Consider the following 26,180-nt stretch of genomic DNA (forward strand, 5'->3'; position numbering starts at 1 on the left):
GGGCGGGAAGCGGCGGGGGCGGGGATCGTGCGGATGCGTGGACGGGGGTCAGGTGCGGGCGGGGGTCACAGGGCGCCCGTCTCCAGGTCGGCGGTCGTGCCCGCCAGGTGGGCGGCGAGGGCGGCGACAGTGGGGGCGGCCAGGAAGGCGCGGGTCGGCACATCGGTGCCGAATTCCCTGCGCACCGCGGTGACCAGGCGGATGGCGAGCATGCTGGTACCGCCGAGGGTGAAGAAGTTGGCGTGGCGGTCGGTTACGGGGACGCCGATCAGGTCGCCCCACAGGGCGGCCAGGCGCTGCTCCGTACCCGGCAGGGGCGGCCGGCCGGAATCCTCATGGGCCCCTGCCCAGGCGAGTTCGGTGAGCGCGGCGCGGTTGACCTTGCCGTTGGCGGTCAGCGGAAGCGCGTCCAGGACGTGGATCCGTCCGGGGACGGCGTGTGCGGGGAGCCGGCGGGCGAGGAAGGCCGCGAGGGCGGCCTGGGTGACCGGGCCGGCGGCGAAGGCGTGCAGCCTCCGGGCGAAACGGCCGCCTGCGGTGAGGGCCACCGCACGGTGGACCTCGGGGTGTGCTTCCAGCGCGGCCTCGACCTCGCCCAGTTCCAGGCGGTGTCCGCCGATCTTGACCTGGTGGTCGGTGCGGCCCAGGAACTCCAGCGTCGCGTCGGGCCAGTACCGGCCGAGGTCTCCGGTGCGGTACCAGCGCCGACCGGCGTGTTCGCGGAACTTCTCGGCGGTGCGCACGGGGTCGCCGCGGTAGCCCGACGCCACGCCGGCTCCACCGATCCACAGCTCTCCGGGCACCCAGTCGGGGCAATCCCTGCCGTGGGGATCGACGACCCGGTAGCACTGGTTGCGCAGGGGGAACCCATAGGGAACCGAGGACCAGTTCTCCGGGACCTCGCGCACTTCCATGGAGTTGGACCAGATGGCGGCCTCGGTGGCCCCGCCCAGCGCGACCAATGTCGCCCGTTCGGCCGCTTCGGCCAGACGGGGTGCCAGGTCCAGGCCCACCCAGTCTCCGGAGACCAGGGCGAGGCGCAGTGCCCGGGCGAACCCTTGTCGCTGCTGTCCGGCCAGGAGCAGCATGTCCAGCAGGGCCGGGACGGTGTTCCAGACCGTGACGCCGTGTTCGGCGACCAGTTCGCACCAGCGTGCGGCGTCACGGCGCTCGCCCTCGTCGGGCAGGACCAGCGCCCCGCCGGCCCCCAACAGGCCGAACACGTCGTAGACGCTGAGATCGAAGTCCAGGGCGCTGAGGGCCAGGACGCGGTCGTCCGGTCCGACGCCGAAGCGTTCGTTGACGTCGGCGACGGTGTTGAGGGCCGCGGCGTGGGTCACCTCGACCCCCTTGGGGTCACCGGTGGAACCGGAGGTGTGGATGACATAGGCGAGGGCGTCGGGGTGGTGGCGCACCGGTTCCGCGAGTGGAGCCGCGGCCAGCAGGGCCGCCATGCCCACTCCCCCGGAAACGCCGTCGGGGTCGGCGCAGACAACGACGCCGGTCCCTGCGCGTTGGAACATCCGGTCCCGCCGAGCGGGAGGGGTGTCCACCCCGATCGGCAGGTAAGCGGCTCCCGCCGCCAGTACCCCGAGGACCGCCGCGATCTGATCGGCTCCCTTCGGCAGCGTGACGCCCACCGCGTCTCCGGGACGTACTCCGCGCTCGACGAGGGAGGCTGCGACGCGACGGGCGCGTTCGGAGAGTTCGGCGTAGGAGGTCTCGCCCAGTGCGTTGACGAGGGCGGTCCGCCCCGGGTGGGCTTCCGCGTTGGCGAAGAACGCGTCGTGGAGGAGGCCGTGGGGCTCGGGGCCGGCGGTGGCGTTGGCGTGCTCGCGGGCCCGACGCTGGTCGGCTGGCAGGACGATCCCGGGCGGCTTCGGCCCGGCTGCGGTCGCGAAGTCCACCAACAGGCGGCGGTAGGCGTCGAACATGGCGTCCAGGACGCCGCTGGGGAAGAGTTGTTCCACCGCGTCCCAGTGCACGGTGAGCCCACCGTCCGCCTCCAGGACCTGGTTGTCCAGGTGGACCTGGGGCGACTGCGACAGTCCCCACACCCGTGCGCCGAAGGGGGGATCGGTGTCGTACCCCAGGCCGGCTCCGACCCCCAACGAGCTGGTGAAGACCACGGGGACACCGGTTTGGGCCAGGCCGGTGGCGCGGGCGAGCTCGCCCAGGACCCACACCGCCGAGGCGTCGCGATGGTCGAGGTCGCGCCCCAGGCGTCGGTGCAGGCGCGCGGCCGCCGAGGAGAGGTCCTCGCCCGGTTCGCGGTCGTAGGAGGTCAGCGACAGCGAGGTGAAGTCTCCCAGGACGCGGTCCACGTGGGGATGGGCGTCGCGCCGGTTGAACAGGGTGAGGGTGAGGCTGAGTGCGGACTGTCCGCTCCACATCGAGAGCACTTCTCCGTAGCAGGCCAACAGCAGCGCCGACGGGGTGAGGCCCAGTGCCCGGGCACGGTCGGTGAACGCGGCCCACTCGGCGGGGCCGAGCCAGGTGCCGCGTCGGGTGAACCGGGGTGCGTTGACCGCAGCGGGGTCCACCGCGAGAGGGAGCGCCGGGGCCGGGGGCAGCTCGGACAGCCTCTCGCTCCAGTAGGCGCGGGCCCGCCGCACGTCCTCCTCGTCCGGACCGGCCTGGGCGAGGTAGTCGCGGAATGTCAGTTCCACAGGGGCCAGCCGTGCGTCGGGGTCGGCGTAGAGGCGGCCCAGTTCGTCGTAGAGCGTCATGATGCTCAGGGCGTCCAGGACGATGTAGTCGAGGCTGACGCCCAGCCGGGTGCGGGTGCCCCCCTGTCCGGGGTAGCGCACCGCACGGACGTCGAACAGCGGCCAGCGGGTGAGATCGAGGATCTGGTGGCTCATGCGGGTGCGCAGTGCGGCCAGCGCCGTGTCCGCTTCGTCGGCCGTGGCCGTGACGACGGGGATGCGCACCGGTCCGACATCGGCGAGGACGCGCTGGTCGCCGTCCGTGTCGAAGACGGCGCGCAGCATGTCGTGGCGGGCCACCAGTCGGTCGAACGCCTTCTCCAGACCGGCCAGGTTGACATCGGCGCCGTCGAACTCGGTGTAGTGGTGGGTCCCCACGCCTCCGAGGACGAAGTCCTGGTTGCGGCCGATCCAGTAGGCGCGTTGCACGTCGGTGGGAGCGAAGGGCGTGTGGCGACCGCCGGGGTCGGGGCGCACGACGGGGTCGGCCGCTCCCGTGCCCGGCGTGAGACCGGCTGCGAAGTCGCGCAGGCGCGGCGCGGCGAACAGTTCACCCACCCGGGTGTCGGGGTATCCGGCTTCCCTCAGCGCGGCCACCGCTCGGGTGGCCAGCAACGAGTCGCCGCCCAGTGCGAAGAAGTCGGCGGTGCGACCGATCTCCCCTGCTCCCAGGATGTCGCGCCATACTCGGGCGACGTCCCGCTCGACGGCGCCCTCGGGTACGGCGTCGGCCTCCGGGGCGGCTCCGGCCCCTTCCGTCAGCGCCAGTGCCGCGGCCGAGCGGTCGGGCTTGCCGTTGGGGGTGCGGGGCAGTTCCGGCCAGACCTCGATGTGCTCGGGCACCATGTACGCGGGCAGCAGCTCGGAGGCGCGCGCCGCCAGTCCGTCGGGTTCCGGAATCCGGTCGGAGGCGAGAACCACTGCCGCGGCCAGGCGGGGTGCCGCTCCACCGATGACCACCGCGATGGCCGCCGCCACGTGCGGGACGGCGCACAGGGCTGCTTCGACCTCACCGGGTTCGATCCGGTATCCGCCCACCTTGACCTGGTCGTTGACGCGGCCCAGGAACTCCAGCGTCGCGTCGCCACGGTAGCGGGCCCGGTCACCGGAGCGGTACCAGCGCGTGCCCTGTGCGGTGACGAAGGAGTGCGCGGTGCGCTCGACGTCGCCGCGGTACCCGGCGGCCAACGCGGCGCCGCCCACCCATAGTTCACCGGGGACGTGGTCGGGGCGGTCGCGGCCGGTTTCGTCCACGACCCGGCAGCGCACGCCCGGCAGTGGCACTCCCCACGGCATCGAGTGCCATGACGGGTTGACCCGGTCGATCTCGGCGATCGTGGAGTGGACGGCGGCCTCGGTCATCCCGCCCAGCGCCAGGAACCGGCAGTCGGGGGCCTGTGCGCGCACCCGGTCGGGCAGGTCGAGGCCGATGACGTCGCCGCCCAGGAGGACCGCGCGCAGCGGTGCGTCCAGACCGGGGCCGGACTCCGCCTGGGCCAGCAGCATCTCCAGGAGAGCGGGGACGCAGTTGAGGAGGGTGACCCGGTGCTCGTGCATGAGCCGGGCCCAATCGGCCGCGTCCCGACGCACGCCGTCGTCGAGCAGGACCGCCGCCCCTCCACTGGACAGTGGGGCGAAAAGGTCGAAAATCGACATGTCGAAGTCGAGTTCGGCCAGCGCCAGGGTCCGGTCTCCGGGGCCCGCCCCCAGACGGGCGATGAGCACGTTGACCGTGTGCGCGGCTGAACGGTGCGGCATTTCCACCCCCTTGGGCTCTCCGGTGGAACCCGAGGTGAAGAGCACGTAGGCGGTCTGGTCGGGGTCGGGACGCACCGGGCGCGGCAGGGCCGCCGTGTCCGCGGCCCCGGCCACGTCCACCGCCGGGATCCCTTGGGCGGTGGCCCGGTCGAGGTGGGCGGTGTCGGTGAGCACCAGTGCGGCGCGCCCACGGGCCAGCAGGCGGGCCCGTCGCGCCGACGGGATCGACGTCCCCAGGGGAAGGTAGGCGGCTCCGACCGCGAGCACGCCCAGCACAGCGGCGACCTGATCGGTGCCGCGGGGCATCGTGACGGCCACCGTGTCCCCCTGTTCCACGCCTCGCGCGGCGAGCAGGCCGGCGACGCGCAGGGCGTGGTCGGCGAGTTCTCCGTAACAGACGCGGGTGCCGTCCGCTGCGACGAGGGCGGTGTCGTCGGGGCGGTGCCGAGCACGGACGAAGAAGGACTCGTGGAGGGGCCGCGGCGGGCTGGCCGGACCCGACCCGCGTCGGGCCCGGGCGGCGAGCTGCTCGGCGGGGGCCTCGGGAGCAGCCGGTCGATGCCAGGCGGCGGGGTCGGCGACCAGTGCTGCGACCAGCTCGCGGTAGGCGGTGAAAGCCGCGTCGAGGACGCCGGGCGCGAAGGCCGCCTCCCGCACGTCCCAATTGAGCAGCAGGCCACCGTCCAGTTCGGTGACCTGGGCGTCCAGCCACACCTGCGGCCCTTGCGAAATGATCCAGGAGGGACGGCCGAAACACTCCTGCACGGCGTCGCTGAACAGCGGTCCGAGCCCGATTGCGCTGGTGTAGACGACCGGGGCCGGTCGCCCTCGTCCGCCGGAGGCTCGGGCGAGGTCGCGCATGACCTCCACGCCGCTGTAGGCACCGTGGTCGATGGCCGTGTGCAGATCCGCCTGGACCTGGTGGGCGCGCTGGGTGAAGGGAAGGGGATCGGTGACGTTGACGTCGAGCAGGACCGAACCGCTGAAGTCGCCGATGAGGCGCTCGACGTCGGGGTGCAGGGGGGCTCGGTCGAACAGTGGGAGGTTGAGCAGGAAGCGGCGTTCGGCGCTCCAGGAGCCGATGGTCTCGGCGAACACGGTGGCCAGGGCCGCGGCCGGGGTGATCCCGGCCGTTTTGGCGTTGCGTTCCAGAGCTCGGACCTCCTCGGGCGGGAGCCAGTGGTGCAGCCGGCTCGACCGCGCCAACGGACTGCGGCCGGGAGTGAGGTCGGTCGCGTCGATGACGGTGGGCAGGCGGGGCGCCTCGGGCAGGTCCGGCAGCCGCTCCATCCACCAGGAACGGGCCCGTTCGCGGGCCGCCTCCATGCGGGGCGTACGCTCGGCGAGGTAGCGCGCGAAGGTGTAGGACAACGGCGCGGGGGTGAGTTCGCCGTTGTAGGCCAGGCGCAGGTCCTCCAGCAGGATGCGCAGGCTCAGCGCGTCGGCCGCGATCATGTCCAGGTCGATGTGCAGCCGGGTGCGGCCCTCGTCCATGAGGGTGAGCGCGACGTCGAGGACGTGCCCCTCCTCGACGTCCAGGCGCTGGCAGGTGTAGCGCTCGCGCAATTCCTCCAGGCGGCGCGCGACCGCGTCCTGGGGCTGGGAGCGCAGGTCGTGGACGCGGACCCCGCTCCGGGCCGCGGTGGCACCGATGCGTTGGCGTCCGTCGTCCAGGAACCGGACGCGCAGCATGGGGTGACGGGCGGCGACAGCCGCCAGGGCGGTGTCGAGTCGCCCGGGATCCAGGTCGTGGCCGTCGAACTCCGTGTAGAAGTGCGCGCCGACGCCGCCCAGGGGTTGCTCGTCGCGACGACCGATCCAGTAGGCGTACTGCATCGTGGCAAGCGCGAACGGTTCGTCCTCGGCAACGGTCACCGCGGGACGTACTGCCGGGGCGGGCCCGCTGGACCGACGGGGCAGGAGTCTGCTCCACGCGGCCACGGTCGGCTCGCTCGACAGGTCCTCGAACGTGACGTCCGCGCCCTGTTCGCGCCACGCGCCCACGAGCCGGATGAGGCCGAGGGAGTCCAGCCCGTGGTCGAAGAGGTCGTCGTCATCGGCGAAGCCGCCGGCTCCGAGGATCTGCGCGACCTGCGTTCGGATCTCTTCGACCGGTGCCCGCCCGTGTGGTGACACGACGTACCGCCCCCTGCTTTCCGCGTGCTCCACCGCAATCGCTCGAAAACGATAACGGTTTTCATTTACGGCATTATGTATAGCACTGTCGGCTTGGCCCCGTCGAGGCCGATGAGCGAGGAATGGGAGATCACGTGGACGAGAAGGACTGGATCGGCTGGCCGGAGGAGTTCGCGAACGCCTACCGGCGAGCCGGCCACTGGCGCGACCGGACCCTGAGTGAGCTGCTCTGCGACCAGGCACGCGACCTGGGCGAACGCATCGCACTCGTGTCGCCCTCCGGACGGCTGAGCTACGCGGAGCTGGACACCCGTGTGACTCATCTGGCACGGGGGCTTGCCGACCTGCCGGTACGCCCGGGCGAACGGGTATTGCTTCAGCTGCCCAACCGGGAGGAGTACGTGATCGCGCTCTTCGCGCTGCTCCGGATCGGCGCGGTCCCGATCCTGGCCCCGCCCTCACTGGGCCGCGCCGACCTGGTCGCGCTAACCCGGCTCTCCGCGGCCGCCGTCCACGTCGTCGCCGACCGGCACGGCCGACGGGATCTGGGACCGGTCGCGGCGGAGGTCGCCCGCGCCTGCCCCTCACTGCGCCGTCTGGTCGTCGCGGGCGCCCCTGGAACGGGCAACGGCATCACCCTCGGCGCGCTGGAGGAAAAGGGCGCCGCCCTCACCGGCGGGTTCCCCGACGTGTCCCCGAACGCGCTCGCGCTGCTCCTGCTTTCGGGCGGCACCACGGGAACGCCCAAACTGATCCCGCGCACCCACGCCGACTACGCGTACAACGCCCGCGCCTCGGCCGAGGTGTGCGGGGTGGGCGCCGATTCGGTCTATCTCGCCGTCCTGCCCGTCTCGCACAACTTCACCATGGTCTCACCGGGCCTCCTGGGGGTCCTCTGCTCGGGAGGGACCGTGGTGCTGTGCCCCGACCCGAGCCCCACAACCGCCCTCGCCCTGGTGGAGACCGAGGGGGTCACGATCACCTCCCTCGTCCCCGCGCTTGTTCCCCACTGGCTCGACGAGGCCGCCCGGGGCGGGCGCAACCTGAGCAGCCTGGAGGTGCTACAGGTCGGCGGCTCCCGCCTGGACGACACCACTGCGCGCCGTGTCAGCCCGGAACTGGGCTGTGGCCTGCAACAGGTGTTCGGCATGGCCGAGGGTCTGAACAACTACACCCGCCTGGACGACCCCGAGGACATCGTGTGCACCACCCAGGGGCGCCCGCTGTCGCCCTCCGACGAGGTGCTGGTGGTCGACGAGGAGGGCAGGCCCGTACCCCCCGGGCAGCCGGGCGAATTGTTGACCCGCGGCCCCTACACCCTGCGCGGCTATTACCGGGCACGGGAACAGGACCGGTTGTGCTTCACCGCCGAGGGCTTCTATCGCACCGGTGACCTGGTCACCCGTACCGAACGGGGTGACCTCGTCGTGGTGGGGCGCGTGAAGGACCAGGTCAACCGGGCCGGGGAGAAGATCGCGGCGGTGGAGGTGGAGGAGCACCTGCTCGCGATCCCGGGGGTGCGCGCCGCTGCCCTGGTGGGTGTGCCCGACCCTTTCCTGGGCGAACGCGCGGTCGCCGTACTGGTGGCCGGGGGCCACCGCCCCTCGGTGGCAGAGGTCCGGGGACTGCTGCTGGAACGCGGCGTCGCCGCCTTCAAGGTCCCCGACGAGGTGCGCTTCGCCGCGGTGCTTCCGCTGACCGGGATCGGCAAGGTTGACAAGCGGAGACTGCGCACCGAGCTGGGCTCTTCCTGATTCCGCGGACGCGGTGCGGGCACGCCCCGCACCGCGTCCGTCGGATCACCTCCCCAGCGCCGTCATCGCGTTTCGCGTGCTCACCGCCATCGCACAGCGGCGGGTCGCATAGGTGAGGGCCATGGAGTGGTCCTCCGCCGAGAAATCAGCCACGGCGTCGGCCACGATGAAGGGTTCGACGTCGCGCATGAACGCGTCGCAGGCGGTCATCAGGACGCCGATATGGGCGTAGACGCCGCAGACGACCAGTTGGTCGCGTCCGAGGCGGCCCATGGTGGCCGACAGTCCGGTGTTCGCGAAGGCGCTGTAGCGTCGCTTGGTCACCACCGTGTCCTCCTCCCGGGGAGCGAGATCGGCGATGACTGCGGTGTGGGCGGGCTCGTCGCTCAGGCCCCTCCCCCAGAAATCCTGGAGCAGACCCCGCTCCCGGGGCTCCTGGGATCCGGGCTGCGTGGTGTAGATCGTCGGCACGCCCCGTTCCACGCAGCGCTCGCGCAGTGCACGGATGTTGTCGACCAGGGTCGGAACCGGTTCGGCGTCGGCACGGAAGGCGTCCAGGAAGTACCGCTGCATATCGTGGATCAGCAGTACGCAGCGGTCGCCGTCGAGTCGCCAGTCGGCGTGGTTCTTCGGGATCTCCTCCTCGGTGGGCATGGGATAGGCGTCGATACGCGGCAGCGTCATGGGGCATCGTCCTGTCGGGTCGGGCTCCGCGGAGCCACCGGCGGTTCCCGGTGGGGGGACGCCTCTTCGAAGGCGTCGAGCATGGTGCGGAACTTGGCGGAGGTCTCGGCGAGTTCGGCGACCGGATCGGAGTCGGCGACGATCCCCGCCCCGGCGAAGAGCCGGGCCTCGTCGCCCTCAACCTCGGCGCAGCGCAGCGCAACCGCCCACTCGCCGTCTCCGTCCGCGTCGCACCAGCCCACTGCTCCGGCGTAGTGGCCGCGGTCGAAGGGCTCCAGTTCACCGATGGCCTCCAGTGCCAGACGCGTCGGCGTGCCGCACACCGCCGGGGTGGGGTGCACGGCGCGGGCCAGGTCCAGTGACGAGGGGAACGGCTCCGCCAGTCGTCCGGTGATACGCGTACCCAGATGCCACATCGTGGCGGTCGCGGTCACCGAGGGCGCCTCGGGGACGTGGAGCTCCGCGCAGAACGGGCTGAGCGACTCGGCGAGGGCCGCCACGACGAAGGCGTGCTCGTGCCGGTCCTTCGCCGAGGCGACCAGCTCGCGGGCCCGTCGGCGATCGGTCGCGGGATCGGGGTCGCGGGCCGCGGAGCCGGCGAGCGGATGACTGTGGACGGCCGGTCCCCGCCGTGCGACGAGCAGCTCCGGGCTGGCCCCCAGCAGGGTGCGGCGTGCTCCCCCGTGTTCGGGGGGCACGTCCACGGCGAACACGTGGGCGGCGGGGTCGGCGGAGGCCAGGCGACGCAGGAGCTGTCCGGGATCGACAGGGTGGTCGAGGACGAGGCGCAGGGTCCTTGCCAGCACCACCTTGTCCAGCTCCGTTCGGGCGATCCGGCCGATCGCCCGGGCAACGGCACGCGTGTACCCGTGCTCGTCGGTGACACAATGGCGCGCGCTGATCCGGGGCCAGGCCGGCCCCTCGTCACTACTTCCGCCCCTGGGTGGCCTGCCGCTCATCACGACCTTGTGCGGAACAGCGATGTGCACGGGGGCGGCGGGGTCGAATGCCAGGGCGCCGACCGCGACGGGGCGGGACAGGCCCGAGCGCCGGGCCGCGTCGAAGGCGGCGCCGAGGTGCTCGCCCGTGGCCCGTTGGACGCGGGTCCGGGACATATCGCGGGCGAGGAGCGTGTGGCCGGGAGTGCTGAACACGAAGTCACCCGGCCGATACGCGTGGAGTGCGTCCAGGGGTCCGGGCTTCTTCCCGGGCAGGTGGTCCCATCGGTCAGGAGCCAAGGCCGGCTCCCCCGTTGACGCGAAGGTCGTGCATGGTTATGTGCTGTGCCCTGGGTGAAGCGAGGAAGAGCACCGCATCGGCGACGTCCTCCGGATCGGCGATCCGTCCCAGGGGGATCCCTCCCCGGAACGATTCGGGCGATCCCGCCACGGACGACTCCTCCGGGGCGTCCCCTCCCCACAGCTGCCGGCGCATGGCGGTGGCTGTCGATCCCGGCGAGACCACGTTGCACCTGATCCCGAAAGGGGCGAGTTCCAGACCCAGGCACAGGGTGAAACGGGTGGCCGCGGACTTGGACGCCGCGTAGGCGGCCATCCCCGTTCGCGAGAGCCGGGCCGCATCGGAACTGACCGTGACGATCGCACCGGCTCTGCGCGGGGTCATGTGACGCGCGACGGCCGTGGAAACATTGAACACACCCGAGCTGTTGACCGCGAACACCGCCGCCCAGTCCTCTGCGGCGAGTTCCAGGACCGGGCCCGGACACAGGATGCCGGCGATGTTGACGGCCAGGGCGATCGTCCCGCTCTCCTCGATCTCGGCCACCGCCGTCTCGACGGCCGCCCGGTCCGCGACGTCAACCGCGTACCCATCGACGGCGTGCCCCTTCTCTCGGTAGGCCGCCGCCAGTTCCCGGACAGCCGAACCGTCAACGTCCAGGGCCGCGACACGTGCCCCCTGTTCGACCAGGCCGCGCACGACGGCCGCCCCGATGCCTCCGCAGGCCCCGGTCACCAGCGCGGTCCCATCCGCGCCGACCGCATCGCCCCGCCTCTTCCCGACCGCCACTCTGCCCCCTCCAGACCTCCATCAATATTGATAAAGATAATCATTTTCAAAATTTGTGTCAAAAGGGACCTCCCGGAACGTTCCACGGCCACCCACAAACCACGCGCACTACGACGCCTTTCTCGTAAAATCCCAGCTCAAGAGACTATAAACTTTGCGTATACACGTGGTGTATAGTCACCTGCATGTCCATCAGCAACACGTTGCTCGGCCTCCTCGAATCAGGCCCGCGCCACGGCTACGACCTCAAGCGAACCTTCGACGAACGGTTCGGCCACGACCGTCCGCTGCACTACGGGCAGGTCTACTCGACGATGTCGCGCCTGCTGAAGAACGGCCTCGTCGAGGTCAACGGGGTGGAGGCAGGAGGCGGCCCGGAACGCAAGCGCTACGCCATCACCGACGCCGGCATCACCGACGTCGGACGCTGGCTCGCCACCCCGGAGAAACCCGAGCCCTACCTGCAGAGCACCCTCTACACCAAAGTCGTACTGGCGCTACTGACCGGGCGCGACGCCGCCGACCTGCTGGACGCCCAGCGGGCCGAGCACCTGCGCCTCATGCGTGAACTCACCCGCCGCAAGACGAACGGGGATCTCGGCGACCAGCTCATCTGCGATCACGCCCTGTTCCACCTGGAGGCCGACCTGCGGTGGCTCGAACTCACCGCCGACCGGCTCGACAGACTCGCCAGAGAGGTCGGCAAATGACCCGCACCGATTCAGCGGAAAGCACCGGACCCCTGCTCACCGCAACCAGACTGCGCAAGACCTACGGCCCCACCGCCGCACTGAACGGAGCGGAATTCACCATCGACTCCGGTGAGATCGTCGCCGTCATGGGCCCCTCCGGGTCGGGGAAGTCGACTCTGCTGCACTGTCTGGCCGGCATCATCACCCCCGAGGGCGGCACCGTTCACTACCGCGGTCATGAACTGTCCGCCATGTCCGACGCCCAGCGCAGCAAGCTGCGACGCGGGGATTTCGGTTTCGTCTTCCAGTTCGGCCAGCTGGTCCCCGAGCTGACCTGCGCGGAGAACATCGCGTTGCCGCTGCGACTGGCCGGCACAAACCGCAAGGAGGCCGAGTCCTGCGCGCTGGAGTGGATGGCGCGCCTGGAGGTGGACGACGTCCAAAGCAAACGCCCCGGCCAGGTCTCCGGCGGCCAGGGGCAACGGGTGGCCGTCGCGCGGGCCCTTGCGGCGCGGCCCCGCGTCATCTTCGCCGACGAACCCACCGGCGCGCTGGACTCGCTCAACGGTGAACGTGTCATGGAACTGCTCACCACTGCGGCGCGTGAGACCAACGCCGCGGTCGTCCTGGTCACCCACGAGGCCCGGGTCGCGGCATACTCCGATCGGGAGGTCGTCGTCCGCGACGGTCAGGCCCGCGACATCACCTCCGCAACGGCGGGCATCGCATGATCCTCCGGTGGTGCCGCGAGCTGGGGATGGGGGCCAGGTTCGCGCTGAGCGGCGGGCGACCGGGCTGGACGAGGATGCTACTCACGGCGCTGGGGGTCGGCCTGGGCGTGATGCTGCTTCTGCTGGCGTCCACCGCCCCTACCGTGCGGGACGCGATGCAGGACCGGATGGGCGCCCGGTCACCGGTGTTCCTGGAAGGGGGTGAGGAGGCCGGCGGCGACGCCCTACTGGCGTCGTACGAGCTGACCGGTTTCCGGGGAACCATGGTGAGCGGGCTGTTGTTGGAGCCGCTCGGGGACCCGGAAGCGGCCGTCCGCCCCCCGGGGATCGACCGGATACCGACGGCAGGCGAGCTCTACGTCTCCCCGGCCCTGCGCGATCTTCTGCGTTCCGAGGACGGCGCCCTGCTCGCCGAGCGGTTCGACGAGGCGTCGATCGTGGGCGTGATCGGGGTCGAAGGACTGAGCGGCCCCCATGAACTCCACTTCTACCTGGGCACGGACACCCTCTCGAAAGAGCCGGCCCCGTCCGCCGTCTCCTCCTTCGGCGAGGACCGGTCCAACAGCGGCATGGACCCGGTTTTCGTGATGCTGATCGTGGTCATCATCGTGGTGCTGCTGCTGCCGATCGGGGTCTTCGTCCTCACCGCGGTGCGTTTCGGCGGGGAGAGCAGGGACCGGCGGCTGTCGGCGCTGCGGCTGATGGGCGCCGACAACGGGATGACCCGGCGGATCGCCGCCGGCGAGTCCCTTGTGGGCGCGCTCCTCGGACTGCTGGTCGGCGCTTGCCTCTTCCTGGTGGCCCGGATGTTCGTCGGCGAGGTGCCGCTGCCCTACGGAGGCGTGTCGCCGGCGGACACCGTACCCGCACCGCTGATCGCCGCGTCGATCGTGGTGCTCGTCCCTGCCTGCGCCGTCCTGGTGACGCTCTTCGCGCTCCGCAAGGTCGCCGTCAGCCCGCTGGGTGTTTCCCGCGAGGGCACCGACCGGGGCCGCCGGCTGTGGTGGCGGTTGGTGCTGCCTGCCGTCGGGATCGCGATACTGGCCGTGCTCGGCGGTGGGTCGGCCTCCGCGGCCGACGAGTGGGCGATCGTGACCGGCGTCCTGATGACGCTGACGGGGTTCACCCTGTTGTTGCCGTGGATCGTGGAAGTCGTGGTGGCCCGGCTGCGCGGGGGTCCGTTGTCGTGGCAGCTGGCCACGCGACGCCTCCAGTTGAACAGCGGCCCCGCTGCCCGAACCGTCAGCGGCATCACCATCGCCGTGGCCGGCGCGATCGCCCTCCAGATGCTGTTCTCCGCAGTGGACGAGGCGGACCGGGAAGCGACCGGCCAGGGCCCGTCCCAGGTGCAGCTGGTCGCCTCTTCCTCGGTGGACAGCAGCGCCGAGGGCCTGGAGTTCGCCCGAGGGATCGACGGCGCCGAGGGAGTGGCGTCCTCCTTCTCGATCCTGCGGGCCGATCTTCCACTGGTGGGCGCCGAACCCGACTCCTCCGGCCGTCAGGAGAGGCGGTCGGTCGTGGTCGCCGACTGCGCGGCTCTGGACAAGCTGATCACGTTCTCGTCCTGCGCCGACGGTGACGCCTTCGTCGCCGGTGCCGACGGTGACGGCGACTCCTTCGCCGACCGCGGCGACGCGTCGGTCGTGCGTCCGGGCGACCGGCTCGACCTCGACAACGCCTATCCGGGAACCGGCGTCACCGACCCCCGTCCGTGGGACGTCCCGCGGGTGGAGCAGGCCGGAACGAGGGAATTCACGGTCGGGGAAACCTACGAGGGCCTGTTCGTCACCCCGTCGGCCTTCCCTGTGGAGGAACTGTCGGACATCCGGTCCACGGTGCTGATCACCCTCGACCCGAGGGTCCCGGACGCGGCCGAGCACGTGCGCAACCACATCGGGATCGGCGACCCCGGGCTCACGCTGCACGCGCTCTCGCCCGATGCCAACAGTACGGAGATGGCGGCCGTCGGCGATGCGCTCAGGGCCGCCGCGATCGTCACGATGGCGGTGATCGGGGCCAGTATGGTCGTCTCGACGGTCGAACAGCTGCGCGACCGCAAACGGCAGCTGTCGGTACTGGTCGCCTTCGGCACCGACCGCTCGACGTTGGGGGCGTCGGTGCTGTGGCAGACGGCGATCCCTGTGGTGATCGGCCTGGTGATCGCGACCGGCTGCGGAATCGGCCTCGGTCTTCTGCTGCTGCGGATGGCCGGCCTCCCGGTCACCGACTGGCTGTCGTTCGTCCCACTCGTGGGCGCGGGGCTCGCCATGGTCGTACTGGTGACGCTGGCGAGCCTGCCCTCCCTGTGGCAGATGATGCGACCCGACGGCCTGCGCACCGAGTAGCAGGCACAACCGATGCCCGGCCTCCCGTTCGGTGAGTGGACGCGCCGAACGGGAGGCCCCTGCCCGGGGCAGGAAGCACACGCGCGGCGCCTCGCTCCCGGCCGTCAACGAACGACACGGCACACGGGATGCCAAGCCGCGCCCTGCGAGGAGCCGACCGGATCTTCGGTGAGCGGCATGATAATACTGGTATTTTAATACCACCTGGAGAAGGAAACGGCCATGATCGAACTGAAGTCGCCCGCAGAGATCGATCAGATGCGTGTCACCGGCCAGTTCGTCGCGCGGATCCTGAGCGAGCTCAGCACGATCGCCGGCATCGGCGTGAACCTGCTCGACCTGGAGAACCACGCCCGTGGCCTCATCCGCGAACGGGGCGCCCGGTCCTGCTACTGGGACTACGCCCCCTCTTTCGGCCGCGGCCCGTTCCGCAACGTCATCTGCCTGTCCGTCAACGACGCGGTCCTGCACGGACTCCCCCACGACTACACCCTCCGCGACGGGGACCTGCTGAGCATGGACATCGCGGTCTCCATCGACGGTTGGGTGGCCGACTCCGCAGTCAGCATCATCGTCGGCACGCCTGCGGAGGACGACCTTCGCATCGTCCGCGCCACGGAGGAAGCCCTCGGAGCAGCCATCGCGGCTGCCCGGCCGGGCAATCGCCTGGGTGATGTCTCGGCCGCCATCGGCGCGGTCGCCGCGGACTACGGATACCCGGTCAACGTGGAATTCGGCGGCCACGGCCTGGGACGCACCATGCACGAGGCACCCCACGTCCCCAACAAGGACGTGGCCGGCCGCGGCCTCGTGCTCCAGCCGGGCCTGGTCCTCGCCCTCGAACCCTGGTTCGCCCGCACCACGGACCGGATCGTCTTCGACGCCGACGGATGGACGATCCGCACCGCCGACGGCCTGCCCGCTGCGCACTCCGAGCACACGGTCGCGATCACCGAGGACGGCCCCCTGGTGCTCACCCGACGCGACACAGAGGTTCCCCGGCCGTAGAACGCGCCGAGGAACCGATGTCGGGGCGCCGGCGGACGAGGCACGGTAGCCGTCCTCCGGAGCACGGCGCTACCCACCAGAGGGCGGGGCGGCCCCGGCTGAACGACCGTTCTTCCGAGGCACCTCGTCCGGCGAGAACGAACCGATGAACGCCGCGACTTCGGTGTCGGGGACTTTGAGCAGAAGCACCAGCGCATCACGCAGGCGTGACAGCTGCTCGATGTCGCGGTAGCCGCCGGCGGCGCGGAGGCGCGGGGATGCCCCCTCGTCCTCGTAGAACCGCAGGGTGTCGATGCTCGAGCCCGTCGCCCTCGACGGTTCGCCGCACCGCATCCGCTACCGGTCCGGGCCATGATCTCCACCCGCCTACCGCGCCGCCGCTCCCCGTGGAGGCTCGGTGGTCCGAGCCGTGCTCAGTGTGCGGTCGGGAGTGCCCTCCAGAGTCACGTCGGCATCGGTTCGACGGTTCTGCCCCGCGGCTTTCCCGTGACTCGGCGGCGTCCCGACCGACCGGCCCGTGCTCCGCCCAGGACCGGCACGCCTCTCCCCGGCTCGTTTCGGAGCGCGGTCCGGCCGGTGCGATGCGGTGATTCCCGCGCACGCTGCTGGTTAAAGTAGGACGTCAGTCTTTGTGACGTCCTCGCCTGCTCGCTGGTCAGCGGACACCGGGTCGGGGCGGGAAGGGCCGTGATGCCACAAGAACGCCGCCGGGAGGAGGACGGGTCCGCGCCGTTCCCCGACCGCGGATGGGTACTGGCCGAGACGGGGCTGTCAGCGGCCTCCGATCCCGATATGGACCGCTTCGCCCGACTGGTGTCCAGCCTGCTGGACGCCCCCATCGCCCTGGTGTCGCTGGTGACAGAGGACCGCCAGGTGTTTCCCGGGATGATCGGCCTGTCCGAGCCGTGGGCGACCATGCGCGCGACGCCGCTCTCGCACTCGTTGTGCCAGCACGTGGCGGCCGACGACCAGCCGTTGGTACTGCCCGACACCCGGTTGGACCATCGAACCTGCACGAACCCGGCCATCGACGATCTGGGGGTGGTGGCCTACGCGGGGATGCCGTTGAGCGACGGGAACGGCCGTGTTCTGGGGACGCTGTGCGCGATCGACACCAAGGCACGCGTCTGGTCGCGGCAGCAGTTGCGGGACCTCGGCGACCTCGCTGCGGCGTGCAGCGCGGACCTGCGCCTGCGGATGGCCTCGCGCAGCGCGCAACGAGCCCGGCATTCGGCCGAGGACGCCCGCGAGGCGGCCGGCAAGGCGCAGGCGTTGGCCATCCACTCGCAGATCCTGGCCGAGCGCTCGGCCAAACGGGAGCAGGCACTGTCCGAGCAGGCACGGGTGGCGCTGAGCCGGTCGGAGCTGCTCCTGCGGGCCGCCGAAGACCTCGCCGGAGCCGCGAGCCTGATCGACGTACGCCGCCGGGTCCGCGACCTGGTCAGCGGCGACCTCAAACCTTCGTATGTAGGCATCTCCCTGGTCGAGGGCCAGGTACTGCGGCGGGTGGGCGACCCGGAGGTCTCCTACTTCGTGGAGGACTCGCACGGCGTCTACACCGTGCAGGACGGCTGGCCGAGCGCCCGGGCGGCACACGAACGCCGGATGGTCCTGGTTCCCGACCGCGCCGCACTGATCGAGGAGTACAGCGCCGAGGCTGTGGTCGGCTTCGACTCCCTGGGGCTGGCGACTGCCGTATGCGTGCCCCTTCTCGGTTCCCGGCAGGTGGTCGGCGTGATGATGCTGGGCTGGGAGATGCCCTACGAGATCGACACCCAGGAACGCGCGGTGCTCACCACGATCGCGGGTTACGCGGCCCAGGCCGTGGAGCGGGCACTGTTCGTGGAGGAACGCATCACCGTGGCCCACCAGCTCCAGGAGGCCATGCTCACCGAACTCCCCGCCCATTCCGGCCTGGAGCTGGCCTCGCTGTACCGGCCCGCCGCCGACAACGACATGGTCGGCGGCGACTGGTACGACGCCTACCACCTCCCGAACACGGCGAACGGCGCAGAGGCCCCCTGGCCATCACGGTGGGCGACATCACCGGCCACGACATTCACGCGGCAACCCTCATGGGGCAGCTGCGCAGTATGCTCCGCCAGGCCGACCTCGACCATCCCGGCCAGGGGCCGGCGCGGGCCGTCGAGGCACTGGAGTACGCCTGCTCCGCCCTGGCCGTCGAGGCCAGTGGCAGCCTCGTGCACGCCCACCTGCTCCCCGGCCCACAGGGCTGGTCGCTGAACTGGACCAACGCGGGCCATCCGCCACCGCTACTGGCCCCACACCAGGGCCCGGTCATCCGGCTCGAACTCCACGACCGGCTCTTCTTCCCCGGGCTGGAATCCGGGACGCGCACCACCCATGAACACCTGCTGGCCCCCGGAAGTCTGCTACTGCTCTACACCGACGGCCTCGTGGAACGGCGCGGGCACGACATCGACACCGCCATCGACCACGTCGCCGCGTTACTGGATGCACTCGACCATGATTCTCTCCCGGTGCTGCTCGAAAGACTGGCCGAGCGGGTCGCGGCCGACCGCACCGATGACGACATCGTCATCCTCGCGGTGAGAGTGCCGACCACTCCCCCGGAGCAGTAGGGAGCGACGGCAGCAGTAACGCCACGGTTCCTCAGGGCAGCAGGGACAGTCCCTTGGTCAGCTTGTCGATGCGGTTGCGCGGGCCGACCAGACTGATCGCGGAGTAATCGAGGTCCTCGGCCCCGCTCCGGGCCACCTGGTCGAGGTAGTCGTCGTAGACGCGGGTCCGCTGGGCGTGGCCGGGCATGTCCGCGACGAAGACCCCGGCGGATGCGGCGGCGCGGGCGCGGATGGCGGCCAGGCGGCCGCCCGCCGCCGCCAGCACGGAGCACCCGGCCCAGGGCAGTCCCGGATGGGTACCGCCGTCGGCGTCCTTGACGTCCTGGCCCAGCAGCCCGATGACGTTGGCCGAGGTGGCAGCGGCGACGCAGATGACTGCGTTGGCCGCACGCCCCGCCGGCAGACGCTCATCGACGACCACGACCCACTTCAGTCGAGCCGAGCGCGTGGGCTCTGCGGTCAGCATCTCCTCCGGGGCGAATCCCACAGGTGCCGGGGACGACTGCTCAGACATCGATACCTCTCTGGCTAGTCATACGAAACTTGAGCCAGACACTACGGCTTGATTCGAGCAAGCCGCAAACAGTCCGTACTAAGTACGGCTAAAATGACTAAATGGCTAACTTAGATGAACTCGACAAGGCAATTCTCAGGGAACTCCAGTCGGATGCACGCACGACCAACCGGGACGTGGCAGCGGCCGTGGGCGTCTCCCCGACGACCGCGTTGGACCGCACCCGTTCCCTCAAACAGCGGGGCGTCGTCAAGGGCGCCTTGCTGGACGTGGACCTCGCCCAGATCGGCCGTCCCGTCCAGGCCCTGATCGCGGTGCGGATCCGGCCTCCCTCCCGGCACAACATCGAGGCGTTTCGCAACTGGGTGAGCCGTCTGCCCGACACCCTGGGCGTGTTCGTCACGTCCGGCAGCGAGGATTTCCTCGTCCACGTCGCGGTTCCCGACAACGAAAGCCTGTACGCGTTCGTCATCGACCGGCTCACCGAACGTCCCGAGGTCGCCGATGTCCGGACCTCCGTGGTGTACGAGCACATCCGCAACCACCACCCTTCTCCGCCCGAGAACACCACGTCTCCCCGCCCTGGAGGGCGGTAGCTTTCGGGCGGGGGCCGCGGAGCCGGCGAAGGCCAAAACGCAGGCGCTCCACGGATCCTGGACAATCGGGAGATGCCCAAACGCCGTACTCGCACCGATCCGGCCGCCGCGCCCTGCCCCTGTGGCTCACCGAAGGTCTACGGAGGCTGCTGCGCCCGGCTGCATCGCGGCTCGGCCGTGGCCTCCACCGCCGAGGAACTGATGCGGTCGCGCTACAGCGCCTTCGCGACCGGCGAGGCCGGCTATCTGTTGCGGACGTGGCATCCACGGACCCGGCCCCAGCATCTCGACCTGGACCCCGGCCTGGAGTGGCTGGGGTTGGAGATCGTCGGGAGTACCGGCGGCTCGCCCTTCCACCAGGAGGGCACCGTCTCCTTCCGCGCCGTCTACCGCGACGGGCAGGAAGAGGGCGAGCTCCGCGAGAACAGCCGCTTCCTCCGAGCGGACGGCGTCTGGACCTACGTGGACGCTCTCGCCTAGCGGCCGACAGGCAGTGGCTGCCCGGCTCCGCCGCCCTTCCCGGGAAGCGTCGGGGAACGGGCGCGTAGTCGTGGGCCACTCGTTGGCCCCGGTCCCGCCAGGACCTCGCGTGTACCGTTTCGCACCGGTGGGCCCGCGTCCGGGCGGGAGCGGGGGCGGCCAACCAGGCGGAGCCGCCGCCCGTACACGATGAAGCGGACGACACGAAGACCGCGCACCCTGGAGGCGCCTCCCTGCGCCCCCCGACCTGTCCCCGTGACGCTCTTCGCGTTTTCCCACGTGAAACGCTTTCGCTCCCGAACGCGCTGTCAATGACGGACCGCGTTTCATTCACCGTGAACAACCCCGGTCGGATTTCCCACCACTCTCCACGCTTTCCAGGACCACCGGGAGAGGCGCTGATCACGCGCATTCGTCACTCGTGGGGACAATTACCACCGCATCATCGGTTACGCTCCCCCAGTCGCATAATCCGTGCTTTGCGTTCGCAGAATCCCCTACGAATCAAAATTTGCCCCCTACCAGTAATAACGCGGATCACCGCTTAGCCGCACAGCGACTTCGCGGTCATTTCGAGCTGCTCGAATTCGGCGTGCCCCCGCCCCGGCATCATTTCCGAAAAACCAGAGGAGCCGTACGTGATCACCGAGGAACTTCGTGCAACACGGGAGAAAATCGTCCTCGACCACTTCCAGGACGAGGTCGCCCAGCAGTGGGACGACGTTCTCTCCACGTTTCCCCACCCGCGTTACGAGGTGATCGCGCTGGGCGTGGTCCATGACGGTGACGAGGCCGTCCGCGGTTACTACGCCGACTCACGTCGCGCGTTCCCCGACCAGCACCACGAGATGATCCGGCTCCGGCACAGCGACGACGCGGTCATCTGCGAGTTCTACCTGATCGGCACGCATCTGGGTCCGTTCGGATCGATCCCGGCCACCGGCAACGAATTCAAGGTGCGCATGACGGCGTTCTTCGTCTTCGAGGACGACGTCCTGGTCTGCGAGCGCATCTACTTCGATGTGTTGACGATGCTCAAGCAACTGCTCGGCGGACTCGACTACAAAAAACCGAAGAACTGGCTTCTGCTGCTGAGGGCCCTGCGCGGCGCGCGCAAGGAACTGGGGTGAAAGCGCGGGACAGCGCGAATTCGCCGGTCCACCCATCCCTATAAAGCCTTGACCTGGTAGGAGAACTCCGGCTCCCGCCGGAAAAGAACCTTCTCGTTGCACCGGTCGGCCCCGGCCCGACCGTTCGCTCTTCTCCGCCTCCCAAGGCGGAAAAGGCCGGCCGCTGCCCGGTGATGTGTCGGTACGCGCATCCGTTCTTCCCACGGATCGGCTCCGAACCACGCACACCGGCGTCCGGACAGTCCGCGGGGCCGTTGTGCCTCTGCGCCTCGGGGCCAGCCGGCGCGATGCAATGGCACGGCATCTGGCCGGGTCGCGCAGTACCCCTGTGCGACCCGACCAGACACCGCCTGTTCCCGGGCCGACACCGGTTCGGCCCGCTCCCCGGGTGCCCCGCCAGAAGACCCGCCGCACGAGGTAGCCGGGTGGTGGTCGTCGGTCGGTCGGGGCGCCGGAGAAGTCATCGGCGGGAACGTCCGTACTGCTCTGCGCCTAGAAACCGCCGAACAAGGAACCCAAGGAGCCCAGGACCTGCTGTGCCTGCTCGGGGTCGTAATTCCCGTTGATGCACACGGCTACCTCCTCGGCCTCTTTGATCTCTCCGTCTCCTGATGAGCACTTGGCGATGGCGACGCGGTCACCCTGGGGAAGCCCGTCCGCGAACGGGGCGGCAGCGACCGGTGCGGCCGTCAGGGCCAGGGCGCCGGCGGTGGCGCACGCGGTCAGAGCGGTGGCGATCAGGCGCTGCACAAGATCCTCCATGATGTTGCCGAGCTGCGAATACCCCAACCTTCCTCACTGTTGGTGAGCCTTGTCGGCACCACGCCGCAGACCAGGTTACGGACATCATCCGATCGGGCTCAAGCAGGATAGGGAAGACGTTCATCAGCGATTACGGAACACCTGTTTGCCGGTTCCGCGGGGTGGCGTCTCAGGCGCGGCTGCCACCGAACTGTTGCTGGTGACCGGTCCAGGAGCCTCCGCGTTTTCCGGTGCCACGACACCCGGTCCGCACGCAAGGCGCCCACGGGGTCGTTCCAGGCCGGGGCCTAGCGGTTGCGGTCGGCGGCGGGGACGGCCCGGCCGCCTTCGACCACGGGGGTCCGCCCCTTCCTCGGGCACCGGGCCGCGGTGGGCACCCCCCTTCGGGTGTGGGATGCCCACCGCCGCCGTGGCCACGGGGTGCGGTGTCACACCGCGTACTCGGCGCGGATACGGTCGGCGAAGTGCGCGAACTCGGCGCCGTGCTCGAAGGCGGAGCGCATGGTGGCCGGATCGGCTTCTCCGGTGCCCGCGATGTCGAACGCGGTGCCGTGGTCCACCGAAGTGCGCAGGATCGGCAGGCCCACGGTGACGGAGATGGTCCCGTCGAAGTCGTAGGTCTTGGCCGCGATATGCCCCTGGTCGTGGTACTGCGAGAGGACGCCGTCGAACCGGCCCTGGAGCAGTTGGTGGAAGACCGAGTCGGCGGGCACCGGACCGACCACATCCGCTCCGGACGCCTGGGCACGTTCGACCGCGGGGCCCAGATGCATGATCTCCTCGTCACCGAAGGCGCCGTTCTCCCCACCGTGCGGGTTGATCGCGGCGACGGCCAGGCGCGGCCGGTCGTGGCCGAATACCCGGAGCGCGGTGAGGGCCTCGTCGATCTGTGCCGACTGCTGGTTGACGCTGATCTGGTCGAGGGCCTTGCGCAGGGACAGGTGCCGGGTGGCGAAGAAGATCTTCTTGCCGCGGACGACGAACATGGTGTTCTGCCGGGTGGCCCCGGTCAGGGCGCCGAGCATTTCGGTGTGACCGAGGTGTTCGCTGCCGGCCGCCCAGATGGCCTCCTTGTTGATGGGGCCGGTGACGATTCCGGCCACGTCGCGTTCGAGCGCGGCACGCGTGGCCACCTCGATGGCGCGCACCGCGGCGCGGCCGGCCCGCTCGTCAACCGTGCCCCAGGGCAACACGATGTCTTTGAGGACGCCGATGTCGAAGCAGTCGATGGTCCCTTCTTCCTCGGCGGGCAGGTCCCAGGAGTCCAGGGTGCGGACCGTGGCGTCGAGGCCGCAGACCTGTAGCGCACGCCGCAGGACGGCCGCATCGGCGACGACGACGCCGCGCGCCGCGGCCGTGGTTCCCACCTGTAGGAGCGTACGCACGGTGATCTCGGGGCCGATCCCGACCGGATCGCCGACCGTGACGGCCAGCGTAGGGCGTTCAGTCATGGAAGTGTCCTTCTGCTCTGTCGCGTTGCGGGGCCTCGCGGAATGGGGCCGGGGTGCCCGCGAGGGCGTGGTGCCGTGCCGCGGCACAGCGGTGGGGGCGGGGCGGTCGGTGCACTCGTGACGGCCCCTCCGCGGCCGGGCGGGCAGTCCCCGGCGGCCCGGGGGCTTCGTGGAGCGGGAGGGGAGGACCTTCTCTGCCCAACCGCCGAGCGCGCCCATCCGTAGTGTCTCAAGGAGGCTCGGGGACGGCGCGCCACAGGGTGACACATGACCGCCCCGGCCCTCGCCTGCGCCGGCGGGCGGTGACCGTGACGGTTTCCGCTACCGCGACGGGGGCCGGAGGCGCGCGGTGGTGGTGGAGGCCGAGGTCGGTTACCGGCCGAGCCGGTTTCAGGGTTCCCGGGCGTCCTCTCTCTGCGGGGAGGACGCCCGGGACGGCGAGCGGTACTGCTCCTCCCCCGGACAGGCCGTGGTTGCCGGTCCGCCGAAACACGCCGGAGCGGGGTGGGGCGTCAACGGGCGGCTGCCCCGCCAACGCGCGTCCTGAGTTCGGGGTCGGTGATGCCGTTGGTGCAGGCCAGACGGTTGACGTCCCACCCCGCGCGGCGGGCGCCGGCCTGGTAGGCACTCTCGTAGAAGTCCAGCACCGTCTTTCGCGGGTCGGGTGCGGTGCGGACCTCGTCGTAGCGCAGCACCGCGAGGTGGCTTCCGCCGCGCTCGGCCCATGCTGCGGTGTCCGGGGTGAGGGGTTCTTCGGCCAGGCCGTCGGGCTCGGGGGCGGTGTAGGAGTAGAAGGCCGCTTCGGGGAAGGAGGCGTCGCCGAACCAGAAGCCGAAGCTGACGACGTCCCGGGAGTAGGCCTCCCGGGTGACGGAGTCCGTGGTGCCCGACTGCGGCACCGGTGTGTCGCCGAACCGGGTGACGGCGATGTCGAAGGTGTGCCAGAAGTGGTGGACGGGGCTGGTCTTTCCCGAATAGCGTCCCGCGAATTCCTCCAACAGCAGGTTGACCTGGCTGAGCACCTGCCAGTAGCGGGTCACCATGGCCGGGTCGTAGGCGGTGTGCTCGGTGTCGGAGGCGAAGGGCCGGTCGGCGTCGGGAAGGTCGAACGGGTAGGGCCGCTCGATGGTGGCGTGGACGCCGACCGCGGCGAGACCGTCCTGCACCCGCTGGTAGAAACCGGCGACCGACTGTCCGATCAGGGAGAACGAGTACCGCAGACCGGTGGTGGTGGCGATGTCGAGCCGGTGGTCGAGGAAATCGAAGTCGATGCTGAAGACACCGGTGCCGTCGCTCATCGGGCGGGTGGTGATGCCCCGACCGGTGAGGTGGAACGGGACGTTCCACCAGTGGTTGCGACGCGGACTCGCCGCCAACCGGATCTTGCCGACGATCTGGGTGAAGCGGTGCACTGTGGCCTGGGTGTCCTGCCAGGCGGTGAACGGCATGTCGGGGAAGGCGTCCATCGGTGGTCTCCCTAGGGTTCGCCGGCTGCTGCCGGGCAGGGCATCGCCCCGGTTCGGTGGGCGAGGCGACACCGACGTCGGAGCGCTCGCGACACGGCGCCCCGGAGCGGGTCCGACCCGCTCCCCGTACGGTGGCGCGGCCGTGCTCACCCGCCAGCGCGGTGATCCTACTGTCCTGCGTCACTGGAACGCTGTCACTGCCCCCTCAACGGCGCGCCGGACCACGCGGTCCCGGGCCGACCCCTGAGGTGTCTCCCGAAAACCCGACCTCTCACCAGCGACGACAGTCGCAAACATCACGCGCCTCCGAAAGAGCGCAGGCGACGGCGGTGAACGTCGGTGCTGGTGGGCGGCCTGCTCGCACGGGTCAGGTGTGCTTCTTTTTCCACTGGGAATAGGAAAGGATGTTTTCCCATGTAAAGACACCCAGCGATGCGCCAGTACGTCTGCGACCAGTCGGACACACGGCAGCGCTTGGGGGAGGAGCACATGACGGCTGACCACACCCAGGAGACCCCGGACGCGGCCGGGGTTGACCGACACCGACAACTCGAAGAAGAGGTCGCCAGCCTCACCACTGCCCTGCACAGTCGTACAGTCATCGATCAGGCCATCGGCATCACCATGCAGGCGCGCGGGTGCAACGCGGAGGACGCATGGAAGATCATCACCTCCGCCTCGCAACATGCCAACATCAAGGTCCGTGACATCGCCCAGGCGCTGACAGCCAGCGCCGCGAGTCCTGTACCGCTGAACACCACGCGTTCCACGAGGGTCGCGCTGATGGCCGTGCTGGGCACCAGCCAGCTCGCTTCCTCCCAACATCCCCCGCCCACCCCTCCTCCGGGCAAGGAGCGGCCCCCGGGAAACAGGCCGCCCCGGTAGCCACGGGGGACCGCCCGCCCGGTTCGCGACGGCGCCTCGGCCCCCGGTCACCGGGAGCCGCGCCATGACCCCACTGCTGCCCGCCCGGTATCGAGGAAACGGACCCCGGTGTGCCTGCGATCACGGGGTGACCACAACCACGACGCAAGGAAGCCACACGTTGGCGAAGACCGCCTCGGTACACAACGGGGCGGCTCTCGCGACGTCGCCGGCCGGCCAGGTGAGCGGACTGGCACGCAAGCACGATCTCGCGGAAGGGGCGCATCCGACCGAGCAGTGGATCGCCGTGAAACACGTGCGCGACGCCCGTGCACGACGGGCCTCCCGTGAGGACGCCCGCAACCGCGCGTAGACCGTCAACCGTCCGGAGTTGTGTCCAACATCCCGGGACAACCAACCGGAACCGCAGCTCTCATCTGCGGTGATGCGACACTTACGAAATGTGTGAC

Annotated in this window: 20 protein-coding genes and 1 pseudogene; 12 read left to right on the forward strand and 9 right to left on the reverse strand. The window is 70.3% G+C overall.

Annotated features, from left to right (window positions below):
• Positions 1–65 precede the first annotated feature (65 nt).
• Positions 66–6,602, reverse strand: a complete 6,537-nt coding sequence (locus AC0VYP_RS14330) for an amino acid adenylation domain-containing protein (protein WP_475470134.1) — start codon at positions 6,600–6,602, stop codon at positions 66–68.
• A gap of 122 nt (positions 6,603–6,724) precedes the next feature.
• Between AC0VYP_RS14330 and AC0VYP_RS14335 the strand changes: the two genes are divergently transcribed.
• Positions 6,725–8,356, forward strand: coding sequence for a (2,3-dihydroxybenzoyl)adenylate synthase (locus AC0VYP_RS14335; RefSeq protein WP_475470136.1), 1,632 nt, complete (start codon positions 6,725–6,727; stop codon positions 8,354–8,356).
• Positions 8,357–8,401: 45 nt separating this feature from the next.
• Here the strand turns inward: AC0VYP_RS14335 and AC0VYP_RS14340 are convergent, their stop codons facing one another.
• From AC0VYP_RS14340 to AC0VYP_RS14350, 3 genes are read right to left on the reverse strand one after another with little or no spacing between them, the layout of a single operon-like run.
• On the reverse strand, positions 8,402–9,040 hold the full coding sequence (locus AC0VYP_RS14340) for an isochorismatase family protein (protein WP_475470137.1): 639 nt from the start codon (positions 9,038–9,040) through the stop codon (positions 8,402–8,404).
• The gene (locus AC0VYP_RS14345) at positions 9,037–10,278 is read right to left on the reverse strand and encodes an isochorismate synthase (RefSeq protein WP_475470138.1); all 1,242 of its coding nucleotides are present in this window, start codon (positions 10,276–10,278) and stop codon (positions 9,037–9,039) included. Before AC0VYP_RS14345 ends, AC0VYP_RS14340 begins: the two co-directional genes overlap by 4 nt.
• On the reverse strand, positions 10,268–11,068 hold the full coding sequence (locus tag AC0VYP_RS14350) for a 2,3-dihydro-2,3-dihydroxybenzoate dehydrogenase (RefSeq protein WP_475470140.1): 801 nt from the start codon (positions 11,066–11,068) through the stop codon (positions 10,268–10,270). The genes AC0VYP_RS14345 and AC0VYP_RS14350 overlap by 11 nt, the downstream gene beginning before the upstream one ends.
• A gap of 185 nt (positions 11,069–11,253) precedes the next feature.
• Between AC0VYP_RS14350 and AC0VYP_RS14355 the strand changes: the two genes are divergently transcribed.
• The 4 genes from AC0VYP_RS14355 (at position 11,254) to map (ending at position 15,844) form a co-directional block, all read left to right on the forward strand.
• Positions 11,254–11,778 (forward strand): PadR family transcriptional regulator, encoded by a 525-nt coding sequence (locus tag AC0VYP_RS14355; RefSeq protein ID WP_475470141.1) that lies wholly within the window; start codon positions 11,254–11,256, stop codon positions 11,776–11,778.
• The gene (locus AC0VYP_RS14360) at positions 11,775–12,491 is read left to right on the forward strand and encodes an ABC transporter ATP-binding protein (RefSeq protein ID WP_475470143.1); all 717 of its coding nucleotides are present in this window, start codon (positions 11,775–11,777) and stop codon (positions 12,489–12,491) included. Before AC0VYP_RS14355 ends, AC0VYP_RS14360 begins: the two co-directional genes overlap by 4 nt.
• Before the next feature lie 74 nt (positions 12,492–12,565).
• Positions 12,566–14,836 (forward strand): ABC transporter permease, encoded by a 2,271-nt coding sequence (locus tag AC0VYP_RS14365; protein WP_475470144.1) that lies wholly within the window; start codon positions 12,566–12,568, stop codon positions 14,834–14,836.
• A 222-nt stretch (positions 14,837–15,058) separates the two neighbouring features.
• Complete coding sequence (gene map, locus AC0VYP_RS14370; protein ID WP_475470146.1) at positions 15,059–15,844, forward strand: type I methionyl aminopeptidase; 786 nt, start codon at positions 15,059–15,061, stop codon at positions 15,842–15,844.
• Between the two features lie 69 nt (positions 15,845–15,913).
• Here map and AC0VYP_RS14375 read toward each other — a convergent pair whose 3' ends face one another.
• Complete coding sequence (locus AC0VYP_RS14375) at positions 15,914–16,177, reverse strand: MerR family DNA-binding transcriptional regulator (protein WP_475470148.1); 264 nt, start codon at positions 16,175–16,177, stop codon at positions 15,914–15,916.
• 459 nt (positions 16,178–16,636) lie between these two features.
• Here AC0VYP_RS14375 and AC0VYP_RS14380 point away from each other — a divergent pair.
• A pseudogene (locus tag AC0VYP_RS14380) lies at positions 16,637–17,665 on the forward strand (GAF domain-containing protein); the annotation flags it as partial.
• Positions 17,666–17,919: 254 nt separating this feature from the next.
• Positions 17,920–18,447: a SpoIIE family protein phosphatase gene (locus tag AC0VYP_RS14385; protein ID WP_475470149.1), complete on the forward strand. Its 528-nt coding sequence runs from the start codon at positions 17,920–17,922 to the stop codon at positions 18,445–18,447.
• Between the two features lie 31 nt (positions 18,448–18,478).
• Here the strand turns inward: AC0VYP_RS14385 and AC0VYP_RS14390 are convergent, their stop codons facing one another.
• The gene (locus AC0VYP_RS14390) at positions 18,479–18,961 is read right to left on the reverse strand and encodes a DUF2000 domain-containing protein (RefSeq protein ID WP_285761754.1); all 483 of its coding nucleotides are present in this window, start codon (positions 18,959–18,961) and stop codon (positions 18,479–18,481) included.
• A 101-nt stretch (positions 18,962–19,062) separates the two neighbouring features.
• On the opposite strand from AC0VYP_RS14390, the gene AC0VYP_RS14395 reads away from it, so the two are divergent.
• The 3 genes from AC0VYP_RS14395 to AC0VYP_RS14405 all read left to right on the forward strand — a co-directional run bounded on the left by AC0VYP_RS14395 (position 19,063) and on the right by AC0VYP_RS14405 (position 21,167).
• The gene (locus AC0VYP_RS14395; RefSeq protein ID WP_285761755.1) at positions 19,063–19,557 is read left to right on the forward strand and encodes an Lrp/AsnC family transcriptional regulator; all 495 of its coding nucleotides are present in this window, start codon (positions 19,063–19,065) and stop codon (positions 19,555–19,557) included.
• A 72-nt stretch (positions 19,558–19,629) separates the two neighbouring features.
• Entirely contained in the window at positions 19,630–20,037 is a 408-nt protein-coding gene (locus AC0VYP_RS14400; protein ID WP_475470152.1) for a YchJ family protein, read from the forward strand.
• A gap of 638 nt (positions 20,038–20,675) precedes the next feature.
• Complete coding sequence (locus AC0VYP_RS14405) at positions 20,676–21,167, forward strand: ester cyclase (RefSeq protein WP_475470153.1); 492 nt, start codon at positions 20,676–20,678, stop codon at positions 21,165–21,167.
• A 492-nt stretch (positions 21,168–21,659) separates the two neighbouring features.
• On the opposite strand, the gene AC0VYP_RS14410 is transcribed toward AC0VYP_RS14405, so the two are convergent.
• The 3 genes from AC0VYP_RS14410 to AC0VYP_RS14420 form a co-directional block, all read right to left on the reverse strand.
• Positions 21,660–21,917, reverse strand: coding sequence for a hypothetical protein (locus AC0VYP_RS14410; RefSeq protein ID WP_475470155.1), 258 nt, complete (start codon positions 21,915–21,917; stop codon positions 21,660–21,662).
• A gap of 440 nt (positions 21,918–22,357) precedes the next feature.
• The gene (gene pdxA, locus AC0VYP_RS14415) at positions 22,358–23,380 is read right to left on the reverse strand and encodes a 4-hydroxythreonine-4-phosphate dehydrogenase PdxA (protein WP_475470157.1); all 1,023 of its coding nucleotides are present in this window, start codon (positions 23,378–23,380) and stop codon (positions 22,358–22,360) included.
• Positions 23,381–23,892: 512 nt separating this feature from the next.
• Positions 23,893–24,846 (reverse strand): DUF5996 family protein, encoded by a 954-nt coding sequence (locus tag AC0VYP_RS14420; protein WP_475470158.1) that lies wholly within the window; start codon positions 24,844–24,846, stop codon positions 23,893–23,895.
• A 489-nt stretch (positions 24,847–25,335) separates the two neighbouring features.
• Here AC0VYP_RS14420 and AC0VYP_RS14425 point away from each other — a divergent pair, with 489 nt between their 5' ends.
• Together AC0VYP_RS14425 and AC0VYP_RS14430 are read left to right on the forward strand one after the other, a co-directional pair.
• A complete protein-coding gene (locus AC0VYP_RS14425; RefSeq protein WP_285761768.1) occupies positions 25,336–25,731 on the forward strand; it encodes an ANTAR domain-containing response regulator in 396 nt (131 codons plus the stop codon).
• Positions 25,732–25,891: 160 nt separating this feature from the next.
• On the forward strand, positions 25,892–26,083 hold the full coding sequence (locus AC0VYP_RS14430) for a hypothetical protein (RefSeq protein ID WP_285761769.1): 192 nt from the start codon (positions 25,892–25,894) through the stop codon (positions 26,081–26,083).
• Positions 26,084–26,180 lie beyond the last annotated feature (97 nt).

The sequence above is a fragment of the Nocardiopsis sp. iso_186 genome (genome assembly GCF_056173365.1).

Excerpts from the sequence above, each read along its gene's own strand:
- AC0VYP_RS14390 (WP_285761754.1), bottom strand. The coding sequence starts at position 18,961 with ATGTCTGAGCAGTCGTCCCCGGCACCTGTGGGATTCGCCCCGGAGGAG.
- AC0VYP_RS14360 (WP_475470143.1), top strand. The coding sequence starts at position 11,775 with ATGACCCGCACCGATTCAGCGGAAAGCACCGGACCCCTGCTCACCGCA.
- AC0VYP_RS14400 (WP_475470152.1), top strand. The coding sequence starts at position 19,630 with ATGCCCAAACGCCGTACTCGCACCGATCCGGCCGCCGCGCCCTGCCCC.
- AC0VYP_RS14395 (WP_285761755.1), top strand. The coding sequence starts at position 19,063 with ATGGCTAACTTAGATGAACTCGACAAGGCAATTCTCAGGGAACTCCAG.
- AC0VYP_RS14375 (WP_475470148.1), bottom strand. The coding sequence starts at position 16,177 with ATGCGGTGCGGCGAACCGTCGAGGGCGACGGGCTCGAGCATCGACACC.
- AC0VYP_RS14365 (WP_475470144.1), top strand. The coding sequence starts at position 12,566 with ATGCTACTCACGGCGCTGGGGGTCGGCCTGGGCGTGATGCTGCTTCTG.
- pdxA (WP_475470157.1), bottom strand. The coding sequence starts at position 23,380 with ATGACTGAACGCCCTACGCTGGCCGTCACGGTCGGCGATCCGGTCGGG.
- AC0VYP_RS14355 (WP_475470141.1), top strand. The coding sequence starts at position 11,254 with ATGTCCATCAGCAACACGTTGCTCGGCCTCCTCGAATCAGGCCCGCGC.
- AC0VYP_RS14335 (WP_475470136.1), top strand. The coding sequence starts at position 6,725 with ATGGGAGATCACGTGGACGAGAAGGACTGGATCGGCTGGCCGGAGGAG.
- map (WP_475470146.1), top strand. The coding sequence starts at position 15,059 with ATGATCGAACTGAAGTCGCCCGCAGAGATCGATCAGATGCGTGTCACC.
- AC0VYP_RS14425 (WP_285761768.1), top strand. The coding sequence starts at position 25,336 with ATGACGGCTGACCACACCCAGGAGACCCCGGACGCGGCCGGGGTTGAC.
- AC0VYP_RS14385 (WP_475470149.1), top strand. The coding sequence starts at position 17,920 with ATGGGGCAGCTGCGCAGTATGCTCCGCCAGGCCGACCTCGACCATCCC.
- AC0VYP_RS14340 (WP_475470137.1), bottom strand. The coding sequence starts at position 9,040 with ATGACGCTGCCGCGTATCGACGCCTATCCCATGCCCACCGAGGAGGAG.
- AC0VYP_RS14420 (WP_475470158.1), bottom strand. The coding sequence starts at position 24,846 with ATGGACGCCTTCCCCGACATGCCGTTCACCGCCTGGCAGGACACCCAG.